Source organism: Arthrobacter sp. 3Tela_A (assembly GCF_049311025.1).
In the GTDB taxonomy this organism is placed as follows: Bacteria; Actinomycetota; Actinomycetes; order Actinomycetales; family Micrococcaceae; genus Arthrobacter_B.
The window spans coordinates 74,190-100,289 of record NZ_JAXIOM010000003.1 but is presented as its reverse complement, the minus strand read 5'-3'; the positions used below and the strand labels follow the sequence as shown (position 1 = coordinate 100,289).

Genomic DNA, 26,100 nt, shown 5'->3' with positions numbered 1-26,100 from the left:
TCTGGTATCTGCGCTAACCAACCTACCGTGTGCCGGCAGTTACAGGTCAGCCAGGACGCTTCCCGGGTTCTCTATTGCATCCGCTACGTAACGAAGGAACCCGCCGGCCGTGCCGCCGTCGCACACCCGGTGGTCAAAGACCAGGGTCAGCTCCGTCATTTTCCGCACGGCCAGCTGGCCGTCCACCACCCAGGGCTTGTCGATGATGCGGCCGATGCCCAGGATCGCCGACTCCGGATAGTTGATGATCGCGGCGCTGCCGTCCACGCCGAAGACACCGTAGTTGTTCAGTGTGAAGGTTCCGCTGGTCAGTTCCGCCGGGGTGGCGGCGCCGGAGCGGGCCGACGCCGTCAGCCGCCGGATCTCGGCGTCCAGTTCCCGGGCGCTGAGCTTTTCGGCGTGCCGGATGGAGGGAACCATCAGGCCGCGGTCTGTCTGCGCGGCGAAGCCGAGGTTGACGCCGTCGAAGGCCACCAGTTCGGCATCCGGTCCGGTTCCTGCGACGTAGCGGGTGTTCAGTTCCGGGAACCGGCGCAGGCCGGCCAGTGTGAACCGGGCCAGGAAAGCCATCAGGCCCGGGGTGTTTTCCGGGTCCCGGCGCTTGAGGTCCGCACGCAGTTCCAGCAGCGCCGTGGCATCCACGTCCACCCAGACGGTGGCTTCCGGGATTTCACTGCGGCTGGCGCTGAGGTTCGCGGCGACGGTGCGGCGCAGTCCCTTGACCGGGGTGCGGGACGCGACGCCCAGGCCGGAACGCGGGTCCGTATCGCCGGGTGCCGGAGCTGCCGGCGACGCGGGCACGGGGGCCGTTGCAGGTGCGGCGGTAGATCCGGCGCTGATGGCCAGTTCGACGTCGCGGCGCAGGATCAGGCCGTCGCGTCCGGTGCCGTGTACAGAGCGCAGCGCGATTCCGGATTCGCGGGCCAGGCGGCGGACCAGCGGCGAGATGCACCGCGGTGCCTCCGAGGTTGCGGGAGCCGGGTCAGCCACCGCAACGGGTGCCGGAGCCGGCGCGGCTGCGGCCCGGCGCGGAGCGCGGGTGCGGCGGTTGGTCCCATGCCCTCCCGGAGTTCCGTAGCCGATCAGCACGTTGCCGGAACCGGCCCGTTCTTCCTGCCGGTAGGCTTCGCCGGCAGGATCGGGGTCGCCCGGTGCTGCCGGGGCGGTCGCTTCCGGTGCCGGGGCATCCGCCGTCGTGCGCACCGAAATCAGCGGCTTGCCGACGTCGATACTCTCGCCGGCAGCACCGTGCAGCGTCTGCACTACGCCCGCGAACGGGGAAGGGACCTCCACGAGCGACTTGGCGGTTTCAACTTCGGCAACGGGCTGGTCCACGGTGATGGTGTCGCCCTCGGCAACGAGCCAGTTCACCAGTTCCGCGTCGGTCAGGCCTTCTCCCAGGTCGGGGAGCAGGAAAGTGCGCACGCTCATTTGTCCTCCCACTGCAGTTCATCAACGGCGTCCAGAATCCGGTCCACGCCGGGCAGGAAGAAGTGCTCCAGTTTCGGCGCCGGATACGGGATGTCGAAGCCGGTTACCCGCAGCACGGGCGCTGCGAGTGAGTGGAAGCAGCGCTCCTGGATGCGGGCCACGATTTCGGAGGCAACAGACGCGAAGCCGGGGGCCTCGGAGATCACGACGGCGCGGCCGGTCTTGCGGACGGAAGCGCACACTGTTTCGTCGTCAAAGGGAACGATGCTGCGGACGTCGATGACCTCCAGGCTGCGGCCCTCGGCGGCAGCGGCTTCCGCGGCGGACAGGGCCGTGGAGACAGACGGCCCGTAGGCGATCAGGGTTGCGTCGGTGCCTTCGCGGGCAACCGCGGCCTTGCCGATCGCGGGGTCCGACGCGGTGGAGTGCGCTTCGAACGGTGCGCGCAGGGCTGCCAGGTCAACGACTTCCTTGGTCCAGTACAGCTTCTTGGGTTCCAGGAAGACCACCGGATCAGGGAAGCGGATGGCTTCGCGGAGCATGGTGTAGGCGTCCGCAACGGTGGCCGGGGCCAGGACGGTCAGGCCCGGAGTGTGGGCGTAGTAGGACTCGGAGGAGTCGCAGTGGTGCTCCACTCCCCCAATCCCGCCGGCGTACGGAATACGGATCACCAGGGGCAGTCTGACCTTGCCCCGGGTGCGGTTGGACATCTTGGCAACGTGGCTGACCACCTGCTCGAACGCCGGGTAGGCGAAGGCGTCGAACTGCATTTCGACCACCGGGCGGATCCCGTTCATGGCCATGCCCACGGCCATGCCCATGATGCCGGACTCCGCCAGCGGGGTATCGAAGCAGCGTTCCTCGCCGAATCGTGCGGTCAGGCCGTCGGTAATGCGGAAGACGCCGCCGAGCGGGCCGACGTCCTCGCCGAACATCACCACGGCGGAATCCGCGGCCATTTCGTCTGCCAGGGCGGTGTTCAGTGCCTTCGCGAAGGTCAGGCTGACGCGGGTGTCTTCGGGCGCAGGCGCCTGTGCTGTGACTGTCATTGGTGGCTCCTGTTAGTCCTGTGCCCGGGAAAGCTCGTCCGCGAGCAGTGCGGCCTGCTCGGCGAGCTGCGGGGTGCGGCTGTCATAGACGAAGTTGAAGAGGTCCATGGGCTCGGGCACGATGTCCGTGTTCAGGCCTTCGCGGATGCGGGCGGCAACCGTCTCTGCTGCTGCCGTCATGGTTTCCTCGGCAGCGGCGTCGAGCACCCCGAGGCCGGTGAGATAGCTGCGCAGCCGGGTCAGCGGATCGCGCGGCACCCACTTGGCGACGTCGTCGTCGGAACGGTAGCGGGTAGCGTCGTCGGCATTGGTGTGGGCCTGCATACGGTAGGTGTGCGCCTCGACCAGGGCCGGGCCGCCGCCTTCGCGGGCACGCTCGACGGCGGCGCCCAATACGGCCAGCAGTGCGGCGGCGTCGTTGCCGTCCACCCGCTCACCGGGCATGCCGTAGCCGATTGCCTTGTGCGCCAGGGACGGGGCAACGCTCTGGTTCTTCAGCGGCACGGAGATGGCGTATTCGTTGTTCTGCACAAAGAAGACCACGGGAACGTGGAAGACGGCCGCGAAGTTCAGCGCCTCGTGGAAGTCGCCTTCGCTGGTCGCGCCGTCGCCGCACATGGCCAGCACCACGGTGTTCTCACCGCGGAGCTTGGCTGCATGGGCCACGCCGACGGCGTGCAGCAGCTGGGTGGCCAGCGGCGTCGCCTGGGGTGCCACGTTGTGCTCATACGGGTCGTAGCCGGCATGCCAGTCACCCTTGAGCAGGGTCAGCACCTGCAGCGGGTCAACGCCGCGGTGGATGACGGCAACCGTGTCGCGGTAAGTCGGGAACAGCCAGTCCCCGTCGGCCAGCACGGCGGCGGCGGCAATCTGGCAGGCTTCCTGGCCGTGGGAGGAGGGGTAGACCGCCAGGCGGCCCTGCCGGACCAGGGCGTTGGCCTGGTCGTTGATGCGCCGTCCGGCCACCAGTCCTTCAAACGCGGACTTCAGGGCGTCGCCGTCGGGCAGCGGGTACTTTTCGCTGTGCCGGTGGGTGCCGTCAGCGTCGATCAGCTGGACCGGTTCGGCGGAGGGCAGCATGGTGGCGGTGCGGTCCTCGTTGTCCTCCGGCCGCGTGCCCTGTGCGGACCCGGCGCTTGTGTTCCCGGTGGGAATAGTCATTGGAATCTCCGTCTGCCGCGGCGGATGCCGGAGGGCTTTCCGGGCGTCCCGGTTCCTCCGGCGTGGGTGGAATTTCTGTAAGCCCAGTATGCGGAAGCAGACGATTCGCATCTAGCGGAGGCGGAAATCCTAGATTTTCTGCATCCTTCTGCGTATTGTGATGGACGAGTTGTAAAAGTGAGCTGGATTACTTTGAAGGACGTAGACACTATGGCCCAGGCGCCGGCGGCATTGGATGACATCGACAAGCGGATCCTGGCAGAGCTCACGCGGGACGGCCGGGCGTCCGTCAGTGCGGTGGCCGAGGCGGTCCACATTTCCCGCGCACACGCCTACTCTCGGATCTCCAAGCTGACAGGTTCCGGCGTCCTGACCCGCTTCACCGCACTGGTGGACCCGGTCAAGGCAGGCCTGCGGTCCAGTGCGTACGTCACGCTGAAGGTCCGCCAGCAGTCCTGGCGGGAACTGAAGGAAGTGCTGCGGAAAATCCCCGAGGTGCACCACGTTGCCCTGGTCGGCGGGTCCTTCGACGTGATCCTGCTGGTCCGTGCGGAGGACAACCTGCATCTGCGGCAGGTGATCTTCGACCAGCTGCAGTCCGCTCCGGGGGTGCTCGACACCCAGACGTTCCTCGTCTTTGAGGACCTCGACGTCCGCTAGCCCTCCAGGGACGGGAGGTCAGTTCTCGTCGTGCCCCTGGTCCATGCTCATCTGATCCTCGGCGGGGGGCGTCTCTCCCGGCGGAACCCCGCCGCCGGGCTCCAGGCCGGTGATGTTGCCTTCGGCCGGATCAGGATTCACCCGCCGGCCCTTCTCACCGCTGCCGGCATGGTTTCCGGTGCCCTCCTGAGTATCCGGACCCTTCTGCGCCTCGGCGGCGTTGTCAGCGTCCTTGGGCTTGTCCGGGTTGGCAGGATCATTGTTCGGATCGTAGCTTTGCGTCATCGTGGCCTTTCGGTGATGTCCCGCAGGGGGAAAACATTTAGTCAGCATACTGACGTTTCCAACCTAGCTGGATTACCGGCGGCCGGGCAATCCCTATTCGAAGAGCTCCTCTCCCACGAATCCGCCCTCCCTGGCTCCCGGCGGCACGGCGAAGACAGCCGACCCGATCGGCGTCGTCCACTCGTTGAGCAGGTCCAGCTTGTCCAGGCGCTGCTGGATCGGCACGAACTGCGCTGCGACGTCGGCCTGGAACGCCACGAAGATCTGCCCGGCGTTGGAGACCGGGCCGCCCGGCTCCGGGGCGTCGTCGTAGTTGTAGCCGCGGCGGAAGATCCGCTGGCGCGGATCATCGGGGCGGGCACGGCGCATGTGTGCGTACTCGGGGATGACCTTGAACCCGAGTCCGGTCACGGCGTCGAAATCCGGTTCGTCCCGCTCATTTTCGCCGGTCAGCGGCGCACCGTTGGCGAGCCTGCGTCCCACCGCTTCTTCCCGGCCCCGCCGGTCCAGTTCATCCCAGGTGTCCAGGTTCATCGCGATCCGGCGGACCACCATCGAGGTGCCGCCTTCCAGCCAGGCCGGAATCTCTGCGTCGCCCCACACCACCCGGTCGAATTCGGGGCTTCCGGGCAGCGCGTTCGCGGAACCGTCCACCTGACCGAACAGATTGCGCATGGTGGTGCCGGCAGGTTCGCTCCCGTAGGCATGGCGGAACCCGGGCTGGATCCAGCGCACGACGGCGAACGCACGGCTGTCCTTCAGCAGCATCCGCTGGGCGTGGGCAAGGGTCAGCGGGTCGTCGGCGCACAGCTGGAGCATCAGGTCTCCCCCGCTCCAGCGATCTTCGAGTGCATCGATGCTGAAGGAAGGAAGCGGCCCCAGCCAGGCCGGGGCCAGCTTCGGTGCGACGGCAGCCACGAGGCCGGGTCCGAACCCGAAAGTCACCGTCAGCCGTGCCGGATTCCGGGCCAGCTCAGGTTCGGTGTCCGCCAGTGCCGGTTCGCCCTGGGTGAGGGCAGCGGCGTCGTCACTGAGCATCCGCAGCCAGGACCGAATCCGGTCCCCGCCTATGCCCTCGCGCAGGTCAAGGGCAACGAAGGCAGCATATGCCCCCGGTGGCGTGGCGATCCCGGCCTGGTGGGGACCATAGAACTGAACAGTTTCCCTGCCGTTGAGCCCGGCCTCGTCCAGGCCCGTGCGTTCCAGCTCCGCGGCCGTGCCGCGGCTGCCGACCAGATGACCACCGGCAGCCGCTACAGCACCCAGACCGGCGGCAGCACCGCCGAAGAGCAGGCGGCGCCGAGCTACGCCGTGGGGTGCGGTCTCACCGCTCATCAGTGCTCCGCGGAATCGTGGGTTTCCCCACTGCCATGGCCCTCAGCGCCGTGGGTTTCAGTTCCGTGGTCCTCGTTTCCGTGGCCATCTTCGGCCCCATAGCTTTCGTTGGCTCCGGCAAAGTCCTTTGCCACTGCGTCGACGTCCAGGGTGGAACCGTCGGCCAGTTCCAGGGTGATGGTCACGGTGTCTCCGGCCAGCAGCCCGTCCGTCAGACCCATCAGCATCAGGTGGCTGGCTCCGGGCTCCAGGAGGTATTCGCTGCCGGCGGGGACCACAAATCCGCCTTCAATTTCGCGCATCACCATGGCGCCGTCGTCGTCCATGGCCACCTCGTGCAGCTCCACGGCGGACGCTGCGGAAGAGCTTGCGGCAACGACCGTCAGATCCTCATCGCCGGAGTTTTCAAGCGTGCCGAAGGCGCCGGTCATTCCCCCGGCTTCTGCGGCCTTGGTCCAGGCACCGGTCATGGACAGAGCCGCGGCGTCATCCGCGGCGGATGTGTCAGCAGCGGGGGTGGAGGATCCACAGCCGGTCAGCGCTGCAGCGGAGACGGCAAGCACGGCTGCCGCAAGGGTGAATTTCTTCATGTTTTTCGGTACTCCAAAGGTGTGTTCCGCGCATTCGGCGCGGGCAAGGGAAAGGTGCGGCAGTGCCGGAGCACCCCCGCAGGAATTGCCGTGTGGCGGCAGTTTTGGTTAGGCGCTGGTACCGCGGCGCTTCTTCACCTGGACCACGATTGCCCAGGCTGCGAGGGCTGCAGCTGCTCCTACGCCGGCACCGGCGAGGGCCCACGGCAGGTGGGATGCCACACCGGACTCCTCCGCTGCCGGTTCTGCCTCTGCCGGATCTGCGGAAGCGCTGGGAGCGGGCTCACTGGCTGCCGGGCTGGCGGCAGATTCAGAGACCGCCGGTGCGGGGGTTTCCTCCGCACCTGCCGGAGCGTTCACGGTGAAGCTGAAAGTGCCGGTGATGGGGTGTCCGTCGCCGGACACTGCGCGCCAGTTGACCTTGTATTCGCCGGCGCCGAGGGCGGGCACAGCCTGCACCAGGGTCTCCCGGGTCAGCACCGGCTCGGACTCAGCCAGGTTGGTCCCGGCAGCGTCCTCGACGATGACCTGGTTGCCCAGGTCCATGAGTTCCGAGCTGAAGACCAGTTCGATTTCGGAAGGAGCGGTGTCCAGGACAGCGCCGTCCGCCGGGTTGGAGGACACAAGTTCATCGTGCGCGTGTGCCGGTGCTGCAAGGAAGATAACCGCAGCGAAGGCTGCGAGGAGAGCTGCGGCAAGGAGCGAGGCACGTGTGCGGGCCTGGCGGTAAAAGGTGGTAGGCATAGCTGCTTTCCGTTCCGGGTAGGAACTGGGATTCGTGTGGGTGCGCGGGTGCGCCTAGCTGGACACGAATGCAGCAGGTGGGCCCCGGTGCCGGAGCGTCAGAAGGGGAATGCCGAGGTTGCGCAGCCCGAGCGGCCGCACGGCCAGGACTGCAGCGACGGGCCGGGGAAGGTGCGCGGGCCGGAACAGCGGCAGCAGTGCGCCGGGCCGGACGCCGAGAGCCTCGACGAGCCGGCCCAGCGTCCGTTCGCCGTGGGCAATGATCCACACCGTTGCGGCTGCGGCCAGCGCGTGGCTGAGCCACATCGCCAGGCCGTGCGCAGGTGCCGCGGTTGAAGCGGCCGCTGCCGCGGTGCCGGCCTCTGCCAGGGAAGACGCCGCATGATGGGCGTGGGCGGTGTGCTCACCGACTGCTGCCGGGGCAGAGCCGAAACTGAAGATGAGGTGGAACAGGCCCTGGCTGAACACTACGGCGGTGCTGAGCCGGGGAAGAGAAAGACCGCGTCCGGCGAGGAGGCAGCTGACCATCCCGGAGACTGCCAGGCAGAACAGTACGAGGGCCGGTTCGGGAGCGGCACCGCCGCCAAGCACGTGCGACGCAGCAGCCACGGCCGTGGCCGCGAATGCTCCGGCCCAGCCGCGCACCAAGCGTACGGCACGCGCTGTCATCGGTCCTCCTCAGGCACCGTGTACCGGGCGGGGTCGCATCCGGCCCTGTAATTCTCCCGAAGTTTCGACGCCGTGTCGAATACCCACTCCGCCATTACCGCCGAAAGGCCAGTTACGGCTCCTATGACGCGTGAAAAGAGCCGCAACTGGCCTTTCGGCGGGTTGAAGACGGGAAGGGGAAAGCTAGCCCTTAAACTCGGGCTTGCGCTTTTCCTTGAAGGCGGCGAAGCCTTCGGCATAGTCTTCGGTGCCGCAGAGCACACCCTGGGCCTTGTTCTCATCCTCGATGGAATCCCACAGGCCCAGGCGGGCGTCGCGGATCTGGGCAACCAGTTCCTTCGATGCCCGGAACGCTTCGGTGGCACCGGAGGCGACCCGGGCCACAGTCTCCCGCGTGGTTTCCAGCAGGTCGTCCGCGGGGAAAGCCCGGCTGAACAGCCCGGACCTCACGGCTTCGGCCCCGCTCATCAGATCCGCCGTGTAAATCAGGTCCAGCGTGCGGTGCGCGCCGAGCCGTTCGGTGAACAGCCAGTGCCCGCCCGAATCCAGGGTGGCGCCGAGGTTCGCGAACGGAGAACCGATCTTGGCGTTCTCAGCCACGTAAACCACATCGGTGGCTACAAGCAGGCCCAGTCCGACGCCGAGGCTGGCGCCCTGCGCGGCCGCGAACGTCGGTGCCGGGAAGGCCGCCATCTTCTTCAGCAGCGGGGTGACCAGATCGCCCAGGTAGGCGTAGGCGTCGTCGTCCGCGGGTACGACGGCGGAGATGTCCCGTCCGGCGCAGAACGCCCGGCCCTCGCCGCGCAGCAGCAGCGCCCGCACTCCGGCGGCTTCCGCGTCGTCGTACGCCTTGTAGAGATCTGCCAGTGCCTGCTCGTCCAGCGAATTGAGCTTGTGCGGGGCGTTGAGGACAACCTCGGCGACGCCGCCGTCAATGTTCAGTTCAACCATGGACTTCGTGGTTTTCTGCTCGCTCATCGGTGGCTTGGCTCCTAGGCGTCGTAGTCGACAGTGACTTCGGGACTGGTGGGGCGGCTCTGGCAGGTCAGGATGTAGCCCTTTTCGATTTCATCCGGTTCCAGCGCGTAGTTTTCTTCCATCTCCACGGTTCCGGAGACGACCTTCGCGCGGCAGGTGCCGCACACGCCGCCGGCGCAGGCGAACGGAACGTCCGGGCGCACGCGCAGCGCGGCGTTCAGGATCGATTCGCGGGCGTGGGTGGGGCTGGCAACCTTGCCCTGCAGCCCGTCCAGCCGGAAGCTGATCTCGAAGTTGTCTGCCGAGGGGTCCACCTGGATCGGACGGCCGATCTGGCCTTCCGGCTTTCCGGGCTGGCCGGTGGTGAAGAGTTCAAAGCGGACCTTCTCCGAGTCAACACCGCGCTCGGCCAAGGTGTCGCGGCACAGCTGCACCAGTTCGAACGGGCCGCAGAGGAACCATTCGTCCACGTCGCGGGTAGGCAGCACGGATTCGATCAGGGCGGAGAGCTTCTCCGAGTCGATCCGGCCGGAGAGCAGCGGGGAGATGCGCTGTTCGCGGGAGAGCACGTGATGCAGGGCGAACCGCGCCGGGTACTTGTCCTTCAGGTCTGCCAGTTCCTCGAGGAACATCACGTCCATGGCCGCCTTGTTGGCGTAGACCAGGTCAAAACGAACGTTCTCGGAGGCTGCCAGCACGGTGCGGGCAATCGAGATCACCGGGGTGATGCCGGACCCGGCGGCGACGGCGACGAACACGTTCTCGTCGCTGACGTTAATCTCCTCGGGGTGGTTCAGCGCCGTCATGGGGTGCTTGGAGATGAAACCGCCGGTGGGGCTCATGACGTCCAGGACGTCGCCTGCCTTCAGGTTTTCGTTTGCCCAGGTGGAGAACCTGCCGCCGAGGTCGCGCTTGATGGCAACGCGGATTTCTCCAGGCTTGGGCTCGGCGCAGATGGAGTAGCTGCGGCGGATCTCGGTGCCGTCCAGCGTGGTGCGCAGGGCCACGTACTGGCCGGGCAGGTAGTCGAAGGAACCGGTCAGTTCTTCGGGGACCGCGAAGGTGACTTCGATGGCGTCTTCGGTGAGCCGGCGGACAGCACTGACCGTCAGCGGGTGGAAGGCGGTGCGGCGCGAGGCGGGGGCTGCGCCTGCCTCGGTGGTGGAGGTTGTCATGGTTTTAGAGCACCTTGAAGTAGTCGAAGGGTTCCTGGCAGTCGCGGCAGACGTACAGCGCCTTGCAGGAAGTAGAGCCAAAGCGTGTCATTTCACGCGTGTTGAGTGAGGAGCACTGGGGGCACTTGACGCTCAGGCCAAGCCGGACGGGGCCGGCAGCTGCCCGGCCGGTGGGCGGGGCGATGCCGTACTCGTTGAGCTTGGTCTTGCCGGATTCGCTCATCCAGTCCGTGGTCCAGGCCGGGGCCAGGACCAGGTCCACCCGGACCTGGCCGTAGCCGGCGGCACGGAGCGCGGCGGTGACGTCGTCGCGGATGGCGTCCATGGCGGGGCAGCCGGAGTAGGTGGGGGTGATGGCCACCCGCACCGAGTTGTCCTGCTGCACCTGAACGGCCCGCAGAACGCCCAGGTCCTCAATGGTCAGGACCGGGATTTCCGGGTCGCAGACTGTTGCGGCGACGTCCCAGGCGGCCGCTGCGGCGGGGTCCGTGGGACGCAGCTGCGTGCTGGCTGCGGCGTCGGCGGCGGGTGCTGCCTCAGTCTCGTTCATCGCTGTTACCAGGTTGCGCCGGGGTGCTGGCGGGCCAGGACCTGGAGCTCAGCCAGGATGTAGCCGAGGTATTCGCTGTGCGCGCCGCGGCGTCCGCCGCCCGGCGCGGGCTGCACCTCGGGAGCCGTCAGCTCGGCCTCAGCCAGCACGGCGCCGACCTTTTCGTCGAAGGCTGCCCGCAGTGTGGAGGGCAGGACGGCGATTCCCTCGAGGGAGCGAACCAGGTCATCGTCCTCGAACAGCTCGCCGACGTACGGCCAGATGAGTTCCAGGGCGCGGATCATGCGGGTGCGTGATTCCTCGGTGCCCTGGCCCAGGCGCAGCACCCACTGGGCGCTGTGGTCGCGGTGGTAGTCAACTTCCTTGACCGCCTTGGCTGCGATGGCCGCCAGGGTCTCATCCTTGGAGGAGAGCATGGCGGTGTAGAGCTCGTACTGGAAGAAGGAGACCACCAGCTGGCGGGCGATCGTCTTGGCGAAGTCGCCGTTTTCCTGCTCCACAATGTGGGCGGAACGGTATTCTTCTTCGCCGCGCCAGTAGGCCAGGTCATCCTCGGTCTTATCCCAGGCAGTGCCGGCGTAAGTGAGGAAGGACCGGGCATGGCCGATCAGGTCCAGGGCGATATTGGAGAGGGCAATGTCCTCTTCCAGTTCCGGTGCACGGGCAACCCACCAGCCCAGGCGCTGGGCCAGGATCAGTGCGTCGTCGCCCAGACGCAGCGCGTACTCCGCGACGGCCTCGGGGGCCTTGGCGTCAGAGGCTGCGATGTCCTCCGGACGGAGGGCGTTGCCCGGGGTGATGCGGGTGGCGCTGTCCGTGTTCACAGGTGCTTCACCCCTTCAGACTTGCGGTAGTACGTGGCGTGCCGGTAGTCCTTGCCCTGCGGGGACTCGAAGAACTGGCCCTTGGCGTCGGGGTCGGAAGAGATGATCGCCTCGGCCGGAACCACCCAGAGTGAAACGCCTTCGTTGCGCCGGGTGTAAAGGTCGCGTGCGTTGCGCACTGCCATGTCGGCGTCGGGCGCATGCAGCGAACCCGCGTGGACGTGGGAGAGCCCGCGGGAGGAGCGGACGAATACTTCCCACAGCGGCCAGGCCGCGTTGACGCCCGTGTCAGGAGCTACCGAGCCGGACGTTGCCGCCGTCTTGGTGCCGTCGTCGCCCGTTGTCGAACCGGAAACCATGCTTATGCCACCTCTGTCTTTCGTGCCTGCTTTGCCGCGTATGCGGCTGCTGCTTCGCGCACCCAGGCGCCGTCTTCGTGTGCTTCGCGGCGGCGGGCGAGCCGCTGCGAGTTGCACGGGCCGCGTCCGGCGAGGACTTCCTTGAACTCGTTCCAGTCCAGCGGTCCGTGCTCCCATTTGCCGGTTTCTTCGTTGAACCGGATCTGGTCATCGGGGAGGGTCAGGCCAAGGACCTTTACCTGCTCGTAGATCATGCCGACGAAGCGCTGGCGCAGTTCGTCATTGGAGAAGCGCTTGATGTTCCACGCCATGGACTGGCGGGAATTGGGGGAATCGTCATCCGGCGGGCCGAACATCATCAGGGCGGGTGCGTACCAGCGGTTGATGGCGTCCTGGGCCATCTGCTTCTGCGCCTCGGTGCCATTGGCGAGTTCGAGCAGGATCTCGAAGCCCTGGCGCTGGTGGAAGGACTCTTCCTTGCAGATGCGGACCATGGCACGGCCGTAGGGCCCGTAGGAGGCTCGGCAGAGCGGCACCTGGTTGCAGATGGCGGCACCGTCAACGAGCCAGCCGATTGCACCCATGTCAGCCCAGCTGCGGGTGGGGTAGTTGAAGATGCTGGAGTAGCGGGCCTTGCCGGCGATCAGGTCTTCGGTCATCTTCTCGCGCGGGGTGCCGAGGGTCTCGGCGGCGGAGTAGAGGTAAAGCCCGTGGCCTGCTTCGTCCTGGACCTTGGCCAGGAGGATGGCCTTGCGCTTCAGTGAGGGTGCGCGCGTGATCCAGTTGGCTTCGGGCTGCATGCCGATGATCTCGGAGTGTGCGTGCTGGGAGACCTGGCGGACCAGCGTCTTCCGATAGCCTTCCGGCATCCAGTCACGCGGTTCGATCCGAGAATCGTCGGCGATGATCGCATCGAATGCCGCCTGTCCGGCTGCGTCATCATCCTGCTGGGCCGGGACTGCGTACAACTCTGTCTGCGTAGCCATAGATGTCACCTCACTGTTTTCCACGGGGCCGCGGACAGCTCCGCGGAAGTCGTTCGGCCAATAATTACCGACCGTTCGTTCAGGATATGCGTGTGAGCGATCGCACGTCAAGGCGGGAACGCTGTTTACGCGTGCGTTGCGCCGGTCCCGCGGCGGCTTCACGCCGGACCAGCGGATACCTTTGATCTATCGGACCCGGCAGGGAGGAAACACAGCATGGCAGGCAGCGGTTCACCCGAGAGCACCCGGACACGGCCGGGCCTGGGAACCTCCGCGCCGGGGCTCGCCGCGCACCTGCTGGTGCCCATCCTGCTGGGACTGCTGGGATTCTGCGCCGTTGCCGCGGCCGTGGCATCCACCGGCGGTGTCCTGGGAATCACAGCCAGCGGCCTGGCCGTGGTGCTGACCCTCCTGATCGCCGCGGGAGCCGCGCCGCGCTACCTGTCGGTGCTGCTTGCCGGCAGGGCCGGCCGTCCGCTCGCCCTCATCGCCGCTGTCGTGCTTTTGCATTTCCTTCTGTTCTGGACAGTGGGCGGCACCGTGGTCCTCGCCCTTCCCGCCTTTCCGGTCGCCGCGGCCGGCGGCGGGCTGCTGCTGGCCACTTCCCTGTGGTCCCAGTTCCGCCGCGGCCCGGCCGCTGAGAAACCCGGCCAGCCAGCGGGTGGCGTGCACCGGCCGTTCACCCACACATTGGTGCTGGTGCTGGCCAACTGGGTGTTCTTCGCTGCGGCTGGCATGTTCAGCGGCTGGATCCTGCTGGGGCGCTAGCTCGCCGCCTCTTCCAGCCGAACGGCGCACGCGCCCGGCGCACGGCGCGCGGCACGCGGCGCGCCCGCTCCGCCGCAAGCATAAAGGCGGTGCTGCCCGTCGCGGGCCGTTGGCCGGCTCGATATATTCGGGACATGACTACACCCACTCCCCCGGCCGCGAAAAAAGTCCCCGTCGAACGCACCCACCACGGTGAAACGTTCACCGATGACTACGAGTGGCTGCGGGAGAAGGAAAACCCGGAGGTGGTAGAACACCTCAACGCGGAGAACGCCTACACCGAGGCCGTCACTGCGGACCAGGAACCGCTGCGGCAGCAGATCTTCGACGAGATCAAGGCCCGCACCGTTGAAACCGACCTTTCCGTTCCGGCCCGCAAGCGCGGCTGGTGGTACTACACACGCACCGAGGAAGGTCAGCAGTACTCGATCCACTGCCGGACCGCCGCCCAGGACACCGGCGACCTGCATGCGGACTGGACGCCTCCCGTCGTCGAACCGGGCGTTCCCGTCCCCGGGGAACAGATCCTGATTGACGGCAATACCGAGGCGGAAGGCAAACCCTTCTTCTCGCTCGGCGGCCTGGCCGTCACCGAGGACGGCAACCTGCTGGCCTACTGCGAGGACAACGCCGGAGATGAGCGCTTCACCCTGCGGATCAAGGACCTGCGCACCGGGGAACTGCTGCCCGACGTCGTATCCAACGTCTTCTACTCTCTCGCCTTCTCCCCGGACGGCACGCGCGTCTTCTACACCGTCGTCGACGATTCCTGGCGCCCGTACCAGATCAAGGCACACACCCTGGGCACGGACGTCCGTGAAGACACCGTGATTTACCAGGAAGACGACGTCGCCATGTGGACGGGCTTCGACCTCTCCGCAGACCGGAAGCAGCTGCTGATCGGCATCAGCTGCTCCGAGTACAGCGAGTACCGGGTGATGGATTTCGACGATGCCGCGGACACCGTGCGGACCCTGATTCCGCGCAGCGAGCGGATCCTCTATGAAGCAGAACCGTTCACCCGCGACGGTGAGCGCCTGTACCTGATCACCCATAACAGGAACGCCCTGAACTCAATGGTTTCCCTGGTCGCGGAGGCTGAGTTCGCCAAGCCGCTGGCCGAGCAGCAGTGGCAGACGGTGGTGGCGCACGACGACGCCGTTCGGGTCAACGGCGTGTCCGTCACCTCCACGCACATCCTGGTTTCGGTCCGCAAGGACACCACCGAGCGCGTGCAGATCCTGCCGCTGGCCGGGATCGGCACCGCGGCGCAGGCGGCGCCCGCTGAGCCTGCCTTTGACGAGGAGCTTTACACCGCAGGCCTGACCAACGCCGAGTACGATTCTCCGATCATCCGGCTGAGCTACACCTCCTACCTGACCCCGCCGCGGGTCTACGACTACGTGCTGGCCACCGGTGAGCTCCAGCTGCGCCGGGAAACCCCGGTACGCGGCGGCTACGATCCCGCCCAGTACGTGGCCGAACGCGACTGGGCGACGGCGCCCGACGGCACCCGGATTCCGCTCTCCGTGCTGCGCCGGGCCGAAGTAACCCGCGACGGGTCAAATCCCGCACTGGTCTACGCCTACGGCAGCTACGAAATCTCCATGGACCCGGCGTTCAACATTTCCCGGCTCTCCCTGCTGGACCGCGGTGTCATCTTTGTAGTGGCGCACATCCGCGGCGGCGGAGAAATGGGCCGGGCCTGGTACGACCAGGGCAAGAAGCTGAACAAGAAGAACACCTTCACCGACTTTGTGGCGGCGACTGACCACATGGCGGCGTCGGGCTGGGTTGATCCGGCACGGATTGCGGCCATGGGCGGCTCTGCCGGCGGGCTGCTGATGGGCGCCGTCGCGAACCTGGCTCCGGAAAAGTACCGGGCAATCGTGGCCCAGGTCCCGTTCGTTGACGCGCTGACCAGCATCCTGGATCCCAACCTGCCGCTGTCAGCCCTGGAGTGGGAGGAATGGGGAAACCCCATCACCGACCCCGAGGTGTACCGCTACATGAGCGAGTACAGCCCGTATGAGAACGTGCGCCCCGTCGATTACCCGCGAATCGCGGCTGTCACCAGCTTCAACGACACCCGGGTGCTCTACGTGGAGCCGGCCAAGTGGGTGGCCAAGCTGCGCGAAACGACCACCGGTACCGAGCCGATCGTTCTGAAGATCGAAATGGACGGCGGCCACGGCGGTGCCTCCGGCCGCTATGAGGCCTGGAAGGACCGCGCCTGGGATTACGCTTTTGTGCTCTCCGCACTGGATGCCCGGGACCTGCTTCCCGGCGTCAGCTCGCCGGCGGCTGCGGCGCGGTAGCCAGCAGCCAATAACGACGGCGGAAGCCGGGTGCCCCTGGGGGTGCCCGGCTTCCGTCCTTTTTAGTCCTCTCCGGCGGCTGCTTCCGGCCGGGGGCGGGGCATTGGCCGCGGCTTCCGCACGCCCTTCTGCTCCGGCACGTCTTTTGGCTTCGCCGATCGCTGCGTGCGGCGGCCGGGCCGGAACAGTCCCGCGAGAACAAAGATGAGGGTCAGGCCGATGACACCCAGGAAAATCAGGTCCAGGTTGTCCCGCACAAACGGGACGCGGTCCCCCAGGATGTAGCCGAGCATCGTGACACTCAGCGCCCAGACCACACCGCCGATCGCGTTGTAGGCAATGAAGGTGGCATAGTGCATCCGGCCGACGCCTGCCACTACCGGGGTAAACGTGCGGATCACCGGGATGAAGCGGGCCAGCACCACGGCTTTGCCCCCGTGGCGGGCGAAGAAGGTCTCGGCACGGTCCACGTTCTCCTGGTGGAAGAACCTGGATTCGGGTCTGTTAAAGACCACCGGCCCGGCCTTGCGGCCGATGAAATACCCGAGCTGGTCGCCGGCGAAGGCGCACAGGGCGATCAGCAGGATCAGCACCCAGATGTTGATCTGCACGGCTCCGGTGGCAACAAGGAGGCCTGCGGTAAAGAGCAGGGAGTCCCCCGGCAGGAAAAAGCCGATGAGCAGCCCGGTCTCCACAAAGACGATTCCGCAGATCAGCAGCACCACCCATGGGCCTATGGCCGGGTCGGAAAGGAAGACCTGGGGATCCAGCCATTCCGGCAAGAGGGAGGACTTGGGCTGCAGCGCGCCCGGCGCTGCTGTGGCAAAGATCACTCCAATAGGTTAGACCATGGGCCTCCGTGCAGGCTGGGAGAGCCGTCTTGTTACGCGGCTGGACGGGCGTCACACAGCGCCGCGCCCCCTGCTTCAACTTGACAGTGATAACGCTCACAGGATTACCTAATGAACATTCGGTAAAGAAAAGAGAGGGTTCCCATGGCAGACTCCGGTGTCACTGCCCCGGTCCGCGAAAAGCGCCTGGCACATCCCATCCTTGAGCACGACGCCACGTCCGAATGGCTTGGCATATCGGTGCAGGACCTGGCTGACGGCTACGCCGTGATCACCATGGACCTGCGGCCAGAGATGCTCAACGGTTTTTCGATCGCCCACGGCGGCATGGTCTTCGCCTTCGCAGACACCGCTTTTGCCCTCGCCTGCAACCCGTCCGGCGCCGACTCCCTGGCCAACATGGACACCATCACCGTGGCATCCGGCGCCGATATCAACTTCATCTCCTCAGCCCGTGCCGGGGACAAGCTGCGGGCAGAGGCCAGCCGCCGTGCAGCGGCAGGCCGCAGCGGCGTGTATGACATTGAAGTCACCGCCGAGTCCCCGGACGGTGCCACCCGCGTCATCGCTGAATTCAGGGGCCGCTCACGAACCATTCCCAATCCCGCCCGCCGGTCCTAAAAGGTCAGCCGTTCTCCAGCCGGATCCGCCCTTTCGTTTTCCTTCCCAACACTGCACAATCAAGCCCCACCCCTCTCCCCCGAAGGTTCTACGCAATGAATACCGCCTCCGCAATCAAGGCCACCGCAGCAGATCCCGCCACCCTCGACGCCGAGGAGCTCATGAGCCGGGACCAGATCGAGGCCCTGCAGCTCACCCGCCTCCAGGAGACGGTCCGCTACGCCTATGACCGCGTACCGCTGTACACGAAGAAGTTCGACGACGCCGGCGTCCACCCGGACGATCTCAAGGAACTCTCGGACCTGGCCAAGTTCCCGTACACCACCAAGGAAGACCTGCGCCAGAGCTACCCGTTTGGCATGTTCGCCGTGCCGATGGACCAGGTCTCCCGCATCCACGCCTCTTCCGGCACCACCGGCCGCCCCACCGTGGTCGGCTACACCAAAGGCGACCTTGACCGCTGGGGCACCCTGGTGGCCCGCTCACTGCGTGCCTCCGGCGTGAAGTCCAACTACAAGGTCCACAACGCCTACGGCTACGGCCTCTTCACCGGCGGCCTGGGCGCCCACTTCGGCGCCGAAAAGCTGGGCTGCACGGTCATTCCGATGTCCGGCGGCCAGACCGAACGCCAGATCCAGCTGATCCAGGACTTCCAGCCGGACACCATCCTGGCGACTCCCACCTACCTGCTGACCATCGCCGATGCCATGAAGCGCGCGGGTATTGATCCCCGCTCCACCTCGCTGAAGAACGCCGTCCTGGGCGCCGAGCCGTGGACCGAGGAAATGCGGCATGAGCTGGAGCAGATGATGGACATCGACGCCTGTGACATCTATGGCCTCTCCGAGGTCATGGGCCCGGGTGTGGCCGGCGAATGCGTTGAAACCAAGGACGGCGCCCACATCTGGGAGGACCACTTCCGTCCGGAGATCATCGACCCGTTCGATGACACCAAGGTCCTTGACGACGGCGAGCACGGTGAACTGGTCTTCACTTCCCTGACCAAGGAAGCGCTGCCGATCATCCGTTACCGGACCCACGACCTGACTCGTCTGCTGCCGGGCACGGCACGTCCGGGCATGCGCCGCATGGGCCGCATCACGGGCCGCAACGATGACATGATCATCCTGCGCGGCGTGAACCTTTTCCCGAGCCAGATCGAGGAAATCGCGCTGCGGATTCCGGCCCTGAGCCCGCACTTCCAGCTCGAGATCACCCGCCCGGACCGCATGGACGAGCTGGCGGTGAAGATCGAGCGCCGCGCTGAATCCTCCGCCGACGAGTGCAGCAAGGCAGCCGCCGAGCTGAAGAACCAGATCAAGATCCACATCGGTTCCTCCTGCGCCATCCACGTTGTGGAGCCCGGCTCCCTCGCACGCTCCAGCGGCAAGCTGCGCCGCATCTATGACCTGCGCAAGCAGGAGAACAAGCCGGCCTAGGGCCGTGATGATCGTTCGGGTGTGCGGGGGGGGAGGGGGCGCCCCCCCCCACCCCGAACGTTCATGCGAAAATATTCAGATGCCTAGTCCAACGAGTTCCGCGACTTCCTCTCCCTCCGGCGCCAACGGCACCCGCAGGGGGCGGCCCGGCTACGACCAGCAGACCGTGCTGAACATCGCCGTTGACGTGTTTAACCGTCACGGGTACGAAGCTACGTCGATGGGCATCCTCGCGGAGAACCTGGGCATCACCAAGTCCGCGATCTATCACCACGTTCCGTCCAAGGGTGACCTGCTGCGCCTTGCGCTCGAGAACGCGCTGGGCGGCCTTGAAGGCGTGCTGGACGACCCGCAAGCTTCGTCCGGACCGGCCGATGCCCGGCTGGAGTTCGTGCTCCGGGGCACCATCAAAGTCCTGACCGAGCGGCTGCCCTTCGTCACCTTGCTCCTGCGGCTGCGGGGCAACACTGAAGTCGAGCGCGACGCCATGGAGCGCCGCCGCCAGTTCGACCGCCGCGTGGCGGAACTCGTAGACGCCGCCCGCTCCGAAGGCTCCCTGCGCAGCGACATCGATCCCCGGACCACTACCCGCCTGCTGTTCGGAACAATCAACTCGATCGTTGAGTGGTACAAGCCCGGCGGCTCGCTGAGCGCGGAGAAGCTCGCCGACGACATCATTTCAATGATGTTCGACGGCCTGCACGGCAAGCCCTGATCCCGTTCTCGGTATCTGGATCTCCCCCTACATCGAGAGGCCAGTTACGGCCCGTTTGGTGCTCCAAACAAGCCGTAACTGGCCTCTCGATGTATATGGGTGAAGGAGGCTAGGCGCGCTTCTTCTCCACGAGGGTGAGCACGTCGTAGGTGGCCACGATCTCGTCGTTCTGGTTGTGCAGGACGGCGTCCCAGGCAACCTCTCCGTACTCGTCGGTCTCACGCGGGGTGATGCGCTTTGCCGTCAGCGTCACACGGATGGAGTCACCCGCGGCCACCGGAGTGATGAAGCGCAGGTTTTCCAGTCCGTAGTTAGCCAGTACCGGCCCCGGGGCGGGCTCGACGAACAGTCCGGCGCCCCAGGAGAGCAGCAGGTAGCCGTGCGCCACGATGCCCGGGAAGAACGGGTTCGCCTCGGCAGCTTCCTGGTTAGTGTGCGCGTAAAACGTGTCGCCGGTGCTGTTTGCGAACGCGGTGATGTCTTCGAGGGTGACCTCGCGCAGCTCCGAGGCCATCGCGTCGCCGATCTTCAGCGTGGCGAGGTCCTTGCGGAACGGGTGGGTTTCGTCGAAGTTCTGGTCTGCGCCGGTGTGCCAGACGCCGGTGATGGCGGTGAGCATGTTGGGCGAGCCCTGGATGGCGGTGCGCTGCATGTGGTGCTTGACGGCGCGGATGCCGCCGAGTTCCTCGCCGCCGCCGGCACGGCCGGGTCCGCCGTGGACCAGGTGCGGGACGGGCGAGCCGTGGCCGGTGGAGGTGCGGGCGGTTTCCCGGTTCAGCACGTGCACACGGCCGTGGTGGCCGGCGATGCCGGTAACAACTTCGCGGACCGTTGACGGGTCGTTGCTGCAGACGGTGGCAACCAGCGAGCCGCCGCCCAGGGCAGCCAGCCGCACGGCGTCGGCCGTGTCTTCGTAGCCGACCACGGAGGAAACCGGACCGAACGCTTCAACCGAGTGCAGTGCCTCAGCGTTGGGATCGTCCCAGGTGAGCAGCACCGGTGCCATAAAGGCACCGTCTTCAACGACGCCGCGGCTGCCGTCAGCCTGTACCGTTTCCGGGGCATCCAGGCTGCCGAACGCGATCTTGGCGCCGGCATCCAGGAACGTCTGGACGGAAGAGCGGACGCCGTCGCGCTGCTCAACCGAGGCCAGGGCACCCATGGTGACGCCTTCGGCGCGCGGGTCGCCGAGCACAACGCGCTCTTCGATGCGCTTGGCAGCGGCAGCGACGACGTCGTTCACCAGGGCCTTGGGCACGATGGCGCGGCGGATAGAGGTGCATTTCTGGCCGGCCTTGACGGTCATTTCGGTGACCAGCGACTTCACGTACGCGTCGAATTCCGGGGTTCCGGGAACAGCGTCCGGGCCCAGGATGGAGGCGTTCAGCGAGTCGGTTTCGCTGGTGAAGCGTACGCCGCCTTCGATGACGTTGGTGTGGTTCTTCAGCTTGTTGGCGGTCGACGCCGAGCCCGTGAACGAGACCATGTCCCGGTAGTCGAGGTGGTCCAGCAGGTCACGCGCGGATCCGGAGATCAGCTGCAGCGAGCCGGCGGGCAGGATGCCGGATTCGACCATCATGCGCACGGCGGCTTCGGTGAGGTAGCCGGTGGGGGTGGCGGGCTTGACGATGGTGGGAACACCGGCGAGGAAGGCCGGAGCGAACTTCTCCAGCATGCCCCAGACCGGGAAGTTGAAGGCGTTGATCTGTACGGCGACGCCCGGGATGGACGTGTAGATGTGCTCGCCGATGAAGGAGCCGTCCTTGGACAGGACCTCCGGGGTTCCGTCAATCACAACGGTGGAGTTCGGCAGTTCGCGCCGGCCCTTGGAGCCGAAGGTAAAGAGCACGCCGATGCCGCCGTCAATGTCCACGAGGGAATCGATCTTGGTAGCGCCGGTGCGGGCGGAGATTTCGTAGAGTTCGGGACGGCGGCCGTTGAGGTACTGGGCCAGTTCCTTCAACTTCAGGGCTCGCTGGTGGAACGTGAGGCCGGCCAGTCCGCGGTGGCCCACTGTGCGGCCGTGCTCGACGGCGGCAGCGGTGTCCAGGCCGTCGGTGCTGACCAGGGCGAGCAGTTCGCCGGTGGAGGCATCACGGACTTCGGTGGAACTGGCGGAGGTGTTCTCCGGGGTCCACCATTCGTCCTGGACGAAGCTGGGGACGACTTGCACGTCTATGGCGGTTGAGGTCATCGTTGACGGACCCTTTCGATACTGGACGTTCGTTTGCCAGTCCGGGCCGGCTGGCCGCAGCTGCAGCGCAGGCCGATAACTGACCGGACGGTCGGTAATGAATCCAGCCTACATGAGAGTGCCGTGCGGCACATCACCTGGGAGTGTGCCGGTCCTCAACATTTCGCCTGCGGGTGCCGCTGCGCCGCCTTCGTGTTCCGCCGTGGAAGCACGGCCGTTAGCGTGGTCCGCTACGCAGCACTGCACTGCGGACCACGACGGCGGAAGGCAAGGACATGTTCCGGTTGCGCAAATGGGGACGGGCAGCGGCGCTGTTGTCCGCAGGATGTCTCCTCACGGCAGGATCTCTGGTGCTGCCTGCGGCCGGTGCCGCGGCGGACGCTACCCCATGGACCGCTGCGGGTGCCGGTGCCGACCGGGACCGCGGCCACCACGGACCCCACAAGGGATGGGACCGCGGGCCGAAATGGTCCGTTGATTACGTAGCCCTCGGCGACTCCTATGCAGCCGGCTTCGGCGGCGGCGCAGTACTCGATGCCTGCGGGCGGACAGCCGAGGGCTACCCGGCCCTGTTGGATGCCCTGCGCAAGGTTGAGCTGGATGCCAACGTGACCTGCGGCGGCGCCACGGCGGCCAGCACTCCTCCGCCGGCCCCCGCGGGTCCGGTAGACCTGCCGGAGCAAATCGCAGCACTTCAGGCTGCAGGCAGCATCGACCGGAACACCGACCTGGTGACGCTGACCATCGGCGGCAATGATGTCCGCTTCACGGACGTCGTAGCGGCCTGCGCCGGCACTGAGCTTCCGGCGACCTGCGCTCCCGCTCTCGCGGCGGCGCAGGCGTACGCCGAAACGACGCTGGCTCCACAGATGCGCCAGTCGCTGGAGCAGCTGCGTGCCCTGGCTCCGCGAGCGGAGCTGGTGCTGGTGGGGTACCCGCACCTCTTCGACGAGGCCGGAGTTCCGGGACTGCTCTCCGCCGAGGCAGCCGGGCTGTTCAATGCGGGCACTGATGCGCTGAACGCCGTCCTGGCCGCGCAGCTGCCGGATCGCCGGTCCACGTATGTGGACGTGGTGGATGAGTTCGCCGGGCACGGCGTCGGCTCCGCCGATCCGTGGATCATCTTTGGCCAGGCCGCCCAGGCCAACCTGCATCCCAACGCCACGGGGTACCGGGAGGGTTACCTCGCGGCCATCACTGCGGACGTCGACCTCCCGGGCAAGGGGCATCACTGCCGCGGCCGCAGCTGAGTTCAACCCGGACCACCCGTCGAGAGGCCAGTTGCGGTTCCTTTCGCGGCTGAAAAGAGCCGCAACTGCCCTCTCGATGGGTGTACCGGTGTCCCTGGTGCCTGCTAACGTAATCAGTGCTTCACGAGACATGGCCTCCGCACCTTCCCGGTACGGAAAAGCTCCGACTGGCCATGCACCAACCCCAATGTTCGGCGGGTGGTTCGGATGACGAAGCGGCCCGCGTCCAACCGGAGCGGGCAAGGACACTCCCACGAAGGACACGCTGTGATTCCCTCCAGTGACCCGCGCTGCACGGCTTTCTACCCCGGCCACAAGATCCATTGGATCCACGGCGGCCGCCTCATGAGGTACGACGACTGGATCGACGTCGAGGTCCACGCCGACCCGGAACTGGACCTCATCTATCTGGTCCTCGACGGCGAGCAGCAGCTTATGTGGCACCATGATGTTCCCTTGGTCGCAGAGGCCCTTGCTGCCACCCCCGGGCAGCCGCAGTGGTGCACCCGGTACTCCTCCCTGATGGTCCCCGGCGCCTATGAGGGCCGGAACCGGAGCTCTTTTTTCTACTTAGCCACTCCTGAGAGGGTGGTGCCCTGCCGCGGCCGGGTTCCGCGGAATGACGTGACCATGCAGGACCACGGGTCCGCTTAGCTCCTCGCCCCATCGAGATGGCAGAAACTGCCCGTATGAGCGCCCGCTGTATCGTGCAGTTTCTGTCATCTCGGTGAGGAGCCGAGCATCCGGGAGCGGAGCCGGGCGAGGGTTTCCTCCCCGGTTCCGGCCCGGCGCAGGTAGGCAGCGGCGTCGAATTCCTGCAGGAAACCCAGCAGCTCACCCTCCGCGGCATCGGCGCGGGCCGCCAGTTCGGCGTCGTCCAGCGGGCGCTCCCGCGGCTGCTGCTGGGTTCGGTGCCAGTCATTGATGCCGGTCAGGGCAGCACGGTAGTCGGCGGCGATGTCCGCCGGCCGCACGCCGGCCACGCCAAGCAGCAGCGCCGTCACCAGCCCGGTGCGGTCGCGCCCGGCTGAGCAGTGCAGTACGACGCCGCCGGGCGGCGCATCAGCGACGGCACGGGCAATTGCCGCGAACTTTTCCGGCCAGCGGCGCAAATTCTCGGCGTAGAACCGCGGTGAGCTCATGTAGGGGCCGGTCAGTGCCGTGAAGTCCGGATCGTCGGGTTCCTGGGTGGGAAGGTTCAGGAACCGGATGCCGCGGACTGCCGACGGCGGCACCACCGGGTCGGTGTCCCTCCGGCCGGTCTCCGCCGCGTTGCGCAGGTCAATCACCGTGCGGACACCGGCATCGTATGCCTGCTGCCAACCGCGGGCGGTGAGCCATTCGGAGCGGCCCATCCGGTAGAGCCGGCTGGGCTGGATGCGCCCGTTGCCCGCAGGAACTCCACCCAGGTCCCGCGCATTGGCGGCACCTTCCCAGTCGACGTTGCGGTTCGGCGGGTTCCCCATGCTCCCAGCGTAGGCGGAACTGCAGGGTGCGCGCCCTCGAAGAGCCGTCCGGAAGCAATACTTGACTCTGACACTGTGGAAGGCAGGAGAACTGGATCATGTTATCCATTGGAGCGTTCGCGCAGATCGGTCAGGTCACCCACCGCATGCTGCGGCACTGGGACACCGCCGGCCTGCTCGTGCCCGCCCACGTGGATGAGTTCAGCGGCTACCGCTCCTACGATCCGTCCCAGCTTGAACGGCTGCACCGGATTGTGGCCCTGCGTTCCCTGGGCTTCGGCCTGGACGATATTTCCGCGATGCTCGCGTCCGGGGTGGGCTCGGGCCGGATCGCTGACCTGCTGCGCCTGCGGCGGGCAGAGGTCGCGGAAGAGGCGAGGGTAGCGGCTGCACGGCTCATCGACGTCGAGCGCAGGCTCCACCTCATTGAAAAGGAAAATGCCATGTCCCAGATCGAGATCATTGAAAAGCCACTTCCTGCCATTCGGCTCGCTGCCCGCAGCGCCGTGGTGGCCGAACAGCCCGAGGTCCCGGGCGTCGTCGGGCCTCTCTTCGACAGTGTTGCCGCAATCCTGGTCCCTGCCGGCGTGCCCGGCGGTGTGCCGGTAGCGGAGTACGACATGGGCGAGGACGGTCTGCGGATCACCGCCGGGTTCGCGCACTCGGGTCCGGTGCCCGACGGCGCGGAGGCAGCTGACCTGCCCGCGGTTCCGGCTGCGGTCTGCGGCGTTCACCTTGGCTCGATGGAGCACATCGGCGAGAGCTGGCAGGCGGTGCATGCCGAGATCATCGCCCGCGGTTTCACCCTCTCAGGCCCGTGCCGTGAGGTGTATCTGCGGTCAGAGTCCAAGGACCAGGCAGATTGGGTGACTGAGCTGCAGCAGCCCGTCGCCCGGGCATAGGCGGAGCCTGGAACCAGAGAGGCAGCAAATGGAGCAGGCCCAGGTGCGGTTGTGGTGGCTCCCCGTGGGCGCGGGCGGGCACGTGGTGATCCACACCAGCCGGTGGTGGGAGCTCTGGCGCTCCGTCCGCGAACACCGCCGCCCTCAGCCGCTGTTTCATGCAGCCCTGGAAGTAACCGCCGGGACCCGCTGCACGATTGAGATGACGCCGGCGTGGGGCCAGGGCTCCGGACCGCGGGGAGTGGTGGCAACCGGGTCCGTAGGCGCGCAGCGTCTCGGGGCACTGAAGCTCTTCCGCTATGAGGTCCGCTGCTGGCAGGACGGTGTGATTCCGGACCTCGCCTACGCTCCGGAACCTCCGGTGCTGTTCGAGATGGCTGGCTCGGAAGCATCCGCGCTGCTGGCCCGGGTGCCGCAGGTGCCCCGCCTGGTCTGGGGTGCGAAGATGCCCGGCGGCGACATGTGGAATTCGAATTCCCTGATCTCCTGGTTGCTTCAAACCTCAGGCATCGATGCCGCGGCGCTGTATCCGCCGCGCGGAGGACGGGCTCCCGGATGGCGTGCAGGGATCGATGCCGCGCGCTGACTGATCTGTACCTGGGGCCGGTCGGCGCACCGTGCCCGCCCGCCCTGGCGGCAGGAAATTACCGGTCACGGCGGAAAACACTCAGTGAAGGATGCGGCCGCAGCGGTGTTCCGGCTGCGCTCGGTGTTCATGCAGCTGGGTCGGATTGGGCCGGCGTCCTGTGCTGCAATAACGTCGCTTAGCCCGGCTCTGCG

At 66.7% G+C, this 26,100-nt stretch carries 27 protein-coding genes and 1 riboswitch; of the genes, 10 read left to right on the top strand and 17 right to left on the bottom strand.

Annotation, left to right across the window (positions count from 1 at the left end):
* Positions 1 to 39: 39 nt before the first annotated feature.
* From TVC13_RS02125 to pdhA, 3 genes are read right to left on the bottom strand one after another with little or no spacing between them, the layout of a single operon-like run.
* Positions 40 to 1,431 carry a dihydrolipoamide acetyltransferase family protein gene (locus tag TVC13_RS02125; RefSeq protein WP_422399594.1) on the bottom strand — a complete coding sequence of 464 codons (1,392 nt, stop codon included), beginning with the start codon at positions 1,429 to 1,431 and terminating at the stop codon, positions 40 to 42.
* Positions 1,428 to 2,480 carry an alpha-ketoacid dehydrogenase subunit beta gene (locus TVC13_RS02120; RefSeq protein ID WP_422399593.1) on the bottom strand — a complete coding sequence of 351 codons (1,053 nt, stop codon included), beginning with the start codon at positions 2,478 to 2,480 and terminating at the stop codon, positions 1,428 to 1,430. The genes TVC13_RS02125 and TVC13_RS02120 overlap by 4 nt, the downstream gene beginning before the upstream one ends.
* Positions 2,481 to 2,492: 12 nt before the next feature.
* Positions 2,493 to 3,641 carry a pyruvate dehydrogenase (acetyl-transferring) E1 component subunit alpha gene (gene pdhA, locus TVC13_RS02115; RefSeq protein WP_422399592.1) on the bottom strand — a complete coding sequence of 383 codons (1,149 nt, stop codon included), beginning with the start codon at positions 3,639 to 3,641 and terminating at the stop codon, positions 2,493 to 2,495.
* 210 nt (positions 3,642 to 3,851) lie between these two features.
* Between pdhA and TVC13_RS02110 the strand changes: the two genes are divergently transcribed.
* A complete protein-coding gene (locus TVC13_RS02110) occupies positions 3,852 to 4,301 on the top strand; it encodes an Lrp/AsnC family transcriptional regulator (RefSeq protein WP_422399591.1) in 450 nt (149 codons plus the stop codon).
* Positions 4,302 to 4,319: 18 nt separating this feature from the next.
* On the opposite strand, the gene TVC13_RS02105 is transcribed toward TVC13_RS02110, so the two are convergent.
* The 11 genes from TVC13_RS02105 to paaA all read right to left on the bottom strand — a co-directional run bounded on the left by TVC13_RS02105 (position 4,320) and on the right by paaA (position 12,796).
* Positions 4,320 to 4,586 (bottom strand): DUF6480 family protein, encoded by a 267-nt coding sequence (locus TVC13_RS02105; RefSeq protein WP_422399590.1) that lies wholly within the window; start codon positions 4,584 to 4,586, stop codon positions 4,320 to 4,322.
* A 93-nt stretch (positions 4,587 to 4,679) separates the two neighbouring features.
* On the bottom strand, positions 4,680 to 5,921 hold the full coding sequence (locus tag TVC13_RS02100; protein ID WP_422399589.1) for a Dyp-type peroxidase: 1,242 nt from the start codon (positions 5,919 to 5,921) through the stop codon (positions 4,680 to 4,682).
* A complete protein-coding gene (locus TVC13_RS02095; protein ID WP_422399588.1) occupies positions 5,921 to 6,511 on the bottom strand; it encodes a copper chaperone PCu(A)C in 591 nt (196 codons plus the stop codon). Before TVC13_RS02095 ends, TVC13_RS02100 begins: the two co-directional genes overlap by 1 nt.
* A 108-nt stretch (positions 6,512 to 6,619) precedes the next feature.
* The gene (locus TVC13_RS02090; RefSeq protein WP_422399587.1) at positions 6,620 to 7,255 is read right to left on the bottom strand and encodes a copper resistance CopC family protein; all 636 of its coding nucleotides are present in this window, start codon (positions 7,253 to 7,255) and stop codon (positions 6,620 to 6,622) included.
* A 54-nt stretch (positions 7,256 to 7,309) separates the two neighbouring features.
* Positions 7,310 to 7,924, bottom strand: a complete 615-nt coding sequence (locus TVC13_RS02085) for a hypothetical protein (protein WP_422399586.1) — start codon at positions 7,922 to 7,924, stop codon at positions 7,310 to 7,312.
* Between the two features lie 183 nt (positions 7,925 to 8,107).
* On the bottom strand, positions 8,108 to 8,902 hold the full coding sequence (locus tag TVC13_RS02080; RefSeq protein ID WP_422399585.1) for an enoyl-CoA hydratase/isomerase family protein: 795 nt from the start codon (positions 8,900 to 8,902) through the stop codon (positions 8,108 to 8,110).
* Between the two features lie 14 nt (positions 8,903 to 8,916).
* A complete protein-coding gene (paaE, locus tag TVC13_RS02075) occupies positions 8,917 to 10,077 on the bottom strand; it encodes a 1,2-phenylacetyl-CoA epoxidase subunit PaaE (RefSeq protein ID WP_422399584.1) in 1,161 nt (386 codons plus the stop codon).
* Positions 10,078 to 10,081: 4 nt separating this feature from the next.
* Entirely contained in the window at positions 10,082 to 10,627 is a 546-nt protein-coding gene (gene paaD, locus TVC13_RS02070; RefSeq protein ID WP_422399583.1) for a 1,2-phenylacetyl-CoA epoxidase subunit PaaD, read from the bottom strand.
* A 5-nt stretch (positions 10,628 to 10,632) separates the two neighbouring features.
* Positions 10,633 to 11,451: a 1,2-phenylacetyl-CoA epoxidase subunit PaaC gene (gene paaC / locus TVC13_RS02065; RefSeq protein ID WP_422399582.1), complete on the bottom strand. Its 819-nt coding sequence runs from the start codon at positions 11,449 to 11,451 to the stop codon at positions 10,633 to 10,635.
* Positions 11,448 to 11,810: a 1,2-phenylacetyl-CoA epoxidase subunit PaaB gene (paaB, locus tag TVC13_RS02060; RefSeq protein ID WP_325791826.1), complete on the bottom strand. Its 363-nt coding sequence runs from the start codon at positions 11,808 to 11,810 to the stop codon at positions 11,448 to 11,450. Before paaB ends, paaC begins: the two co-directional genes overlap by 4 nt.
* Positions 11,811 to 11,812: 2 nt before the next feature.
* A complete protein-coding gene (gene paaA, locus TVC13_RS02055; protein WP_422399581.1) occupies positions 11,813 to 12,796 on the bottom strand; it encodes a 1,2-phenylacetyl-CoA epoxidase subunit PaaA in 984 nt (327 codons plus the stop codon).
* 216 nt (positions 12,797 to 13,012) lie between these two features.
* Between paaA and TVC13_RS02050 the strand changes: the two genes are divergently transcribed.
* Both TVC13_RS02050 and TVC13_RS02045 read left to right on the top strand, forming a co-directional pair.
* Positions 13,013 to 13,564: a hypothetical protein gene (locus tag TVC13_RS02050; protein WP_422399580.1), complete on the top strand. Its 552-nt coding sequence runs from the start codon at positions 13,013 to 13,015 to the stop codon at positions 13,562 to 13,564.
* Positions 13,565 to 13,698: 134 nt separating this feature from the next.
* The gene (locus TVC13_RS02045) at positions 13,699 to 15,882 is read left to right on the top strand and encodes a S9 family peptidase (RefSeq protein ID WP_422399579.1); all 2,184 of its coding nucleotides are present in this window, start codon (positions 13,699 to 13,701) and stop codon (positions 15,880 to 15,882) included.
* A 62-nt stretch (positions 15,883 to 15,944) separates the two neighbouring features.
* On the opposite strand, the gene TVC13_RS02040 is transcribed toward TVC13_RS02045, so the two are convergent.
* Positions 15,945 to 16,715 carry a DedA family protein gene (locus TVC13_RS02040; protein ID WP_422399578.1) on the bottom strand — a complete coding sequence of 257 codons (771 nt, stop codon included), beginning with the start codon at positions 16,713 to 16,715 and terminating at the stop codon, positions 15,945 to 15,947.
* A 162-nt stretch (positions 16,716 to 16,877) separates the two neighbouring features.
* On the opposite strand from TVC13_RS02040, the gene TVC13_RS02035 reads away from it, so the two are divergent.
* The 3 genes from TVC13_RS02035 to TVC13_RS02025 all read left to right on the top strand — a co-directional run bounded on the left by TVC13_RS02035 (position 16,878) and on the right by TVC13_RS02025 (position 19,508).
* Positions 16,878 to 17,354, top strand: coding sequence for a hotdog fold thioesterase (locus TVC13_RS02035; protein ID WP_422399577.1), 477 nt, complete (start codon positions 16,878 to 16,880; stop codon positions 17,352 to 17,354).
* A 95-nt stretch (positions 17,355 to 17,449) separates the two neighbouring features.
* Entirely contained in the window at positions 17,450 to 18,793 is a 1,344-nt protein-coding gene (paaK, locus tag TVC13_RS02030) for a phenylacetate--CoA ligase PaaK (RefSeq protein WP_422399576.1), read from the top strand.
* A 79-nt stretch (positions 18,794 to 18,872) separates the two neighbouring features.
* Positions 18,873 to 19,508, top strand: coding sequence for a TetR/AcrR family transcriptional regulator (locus TVC13_RS02025; RefSeq protein ID WP_422399575.1), 636 nt, complete (start codon positions 18,873 to 18,875; stop codon positions 19,506 to 19,508).
* Between the two features lie 109 nt (positions 19,509 to 19,617).
* Here TVC13_RS02025 and paaZ read toward each other — a convergent pair whose 3' ends face one another.
* On the bottom strand, positions 19,618 to 21,702 hold the full coding sequence (gene paaZ / locus TVC13_RS02020) for a phenylacetic acid degradation bifunctional protein PaaZ (RefSeq protein ID WP_422399574.1): 2,085 nt from the start codon (positions 21,700 to 21,702) through the stop codon (positions 19,618 to 19,620).
* A gap of 350 nt (positions 21,703 to 22,052) precedes the next feature.
* Here paaZ and TVC13_RS02015 point away from each other — a divergent pair, with 350 nt between their 5' ends.
* Both TVC13_RS02015 and TVC13_RS02010 read left to right on the top strand, forming a co-directional pair.
* Complete coding sequence (locus TVC13_RS02015) at positions 22,053 to 22,952, top strand: SGNH/GDSL hydrolase family protein (RefSeq protein ID WP_422399573.1); 900 nt, start codon at positions 22,053 to 22,055, stop codon at positions 22,950 to 22,952.
* 119 nt (positions 22,953 to 23,071) lie between these two features.
* Positions 23,072 to 23,204, top strand: a riboswitch (SAM riboswitch).
* Positions 23,205 to 23,219: 15 nt separating this feature from the next.
* Positions 23,220 to 23,606, top strand: a complete 387-nt coding sequence (locus tag TVC13_RS02010; RefSeq protein WP_422399572.1) for a hypothetical protein — start codon at positions 23,220 to 23,222, stop codon at positions 23,604 to 23,606.
* A gap of 65 nt (positions 23,607 to 23,671) precedes the next feature.
* On the opposite strand, the gene TVC13_RS02005 is transcribed toward TVC13_RS02010, so the two are convergent.
* Positions 23,672 to 24,418, bottom strand: a complete 747-nt coding sequence (locus TVC13_RS02005) for a tyrosine-protein phosphatase (protein WP_422399571.1) — start codon at positions 24,416 to 24,418, stop codon at positions 23,672 to 23,674.
* A 98-nt stretch (positions 24,419 to 24,516) separates the two neighbouring features.
* Between TVC13_RS02005 and TVC13_RS02000 the strand changes: the two genes are divergently transcribed.
* Entirely contained in the window at positions 24,517 to 25,320 is an 804-nt protein-coding gene (locus tag TVC13_RS02000; protein WP_422399570.1) for a MerR family transcriptional regulator, read from the top strand.
* Positions 25,321 to 25,348: 28 nt separating this feature from the next.
* Positions 25,349 to 25,906: a hypothetical protein gene (locus tag TVC13_RS01995; RefSeq protein WP_422399569.1), complete on the top strand. Its 558-nt coding sequence runs from the start codon at positions 25,349 to 25,351 to the stop codon at positions 25,904 to 25,906.
* Positions 25,907 to 26,100: the final 194 nt, after the last annotated feature.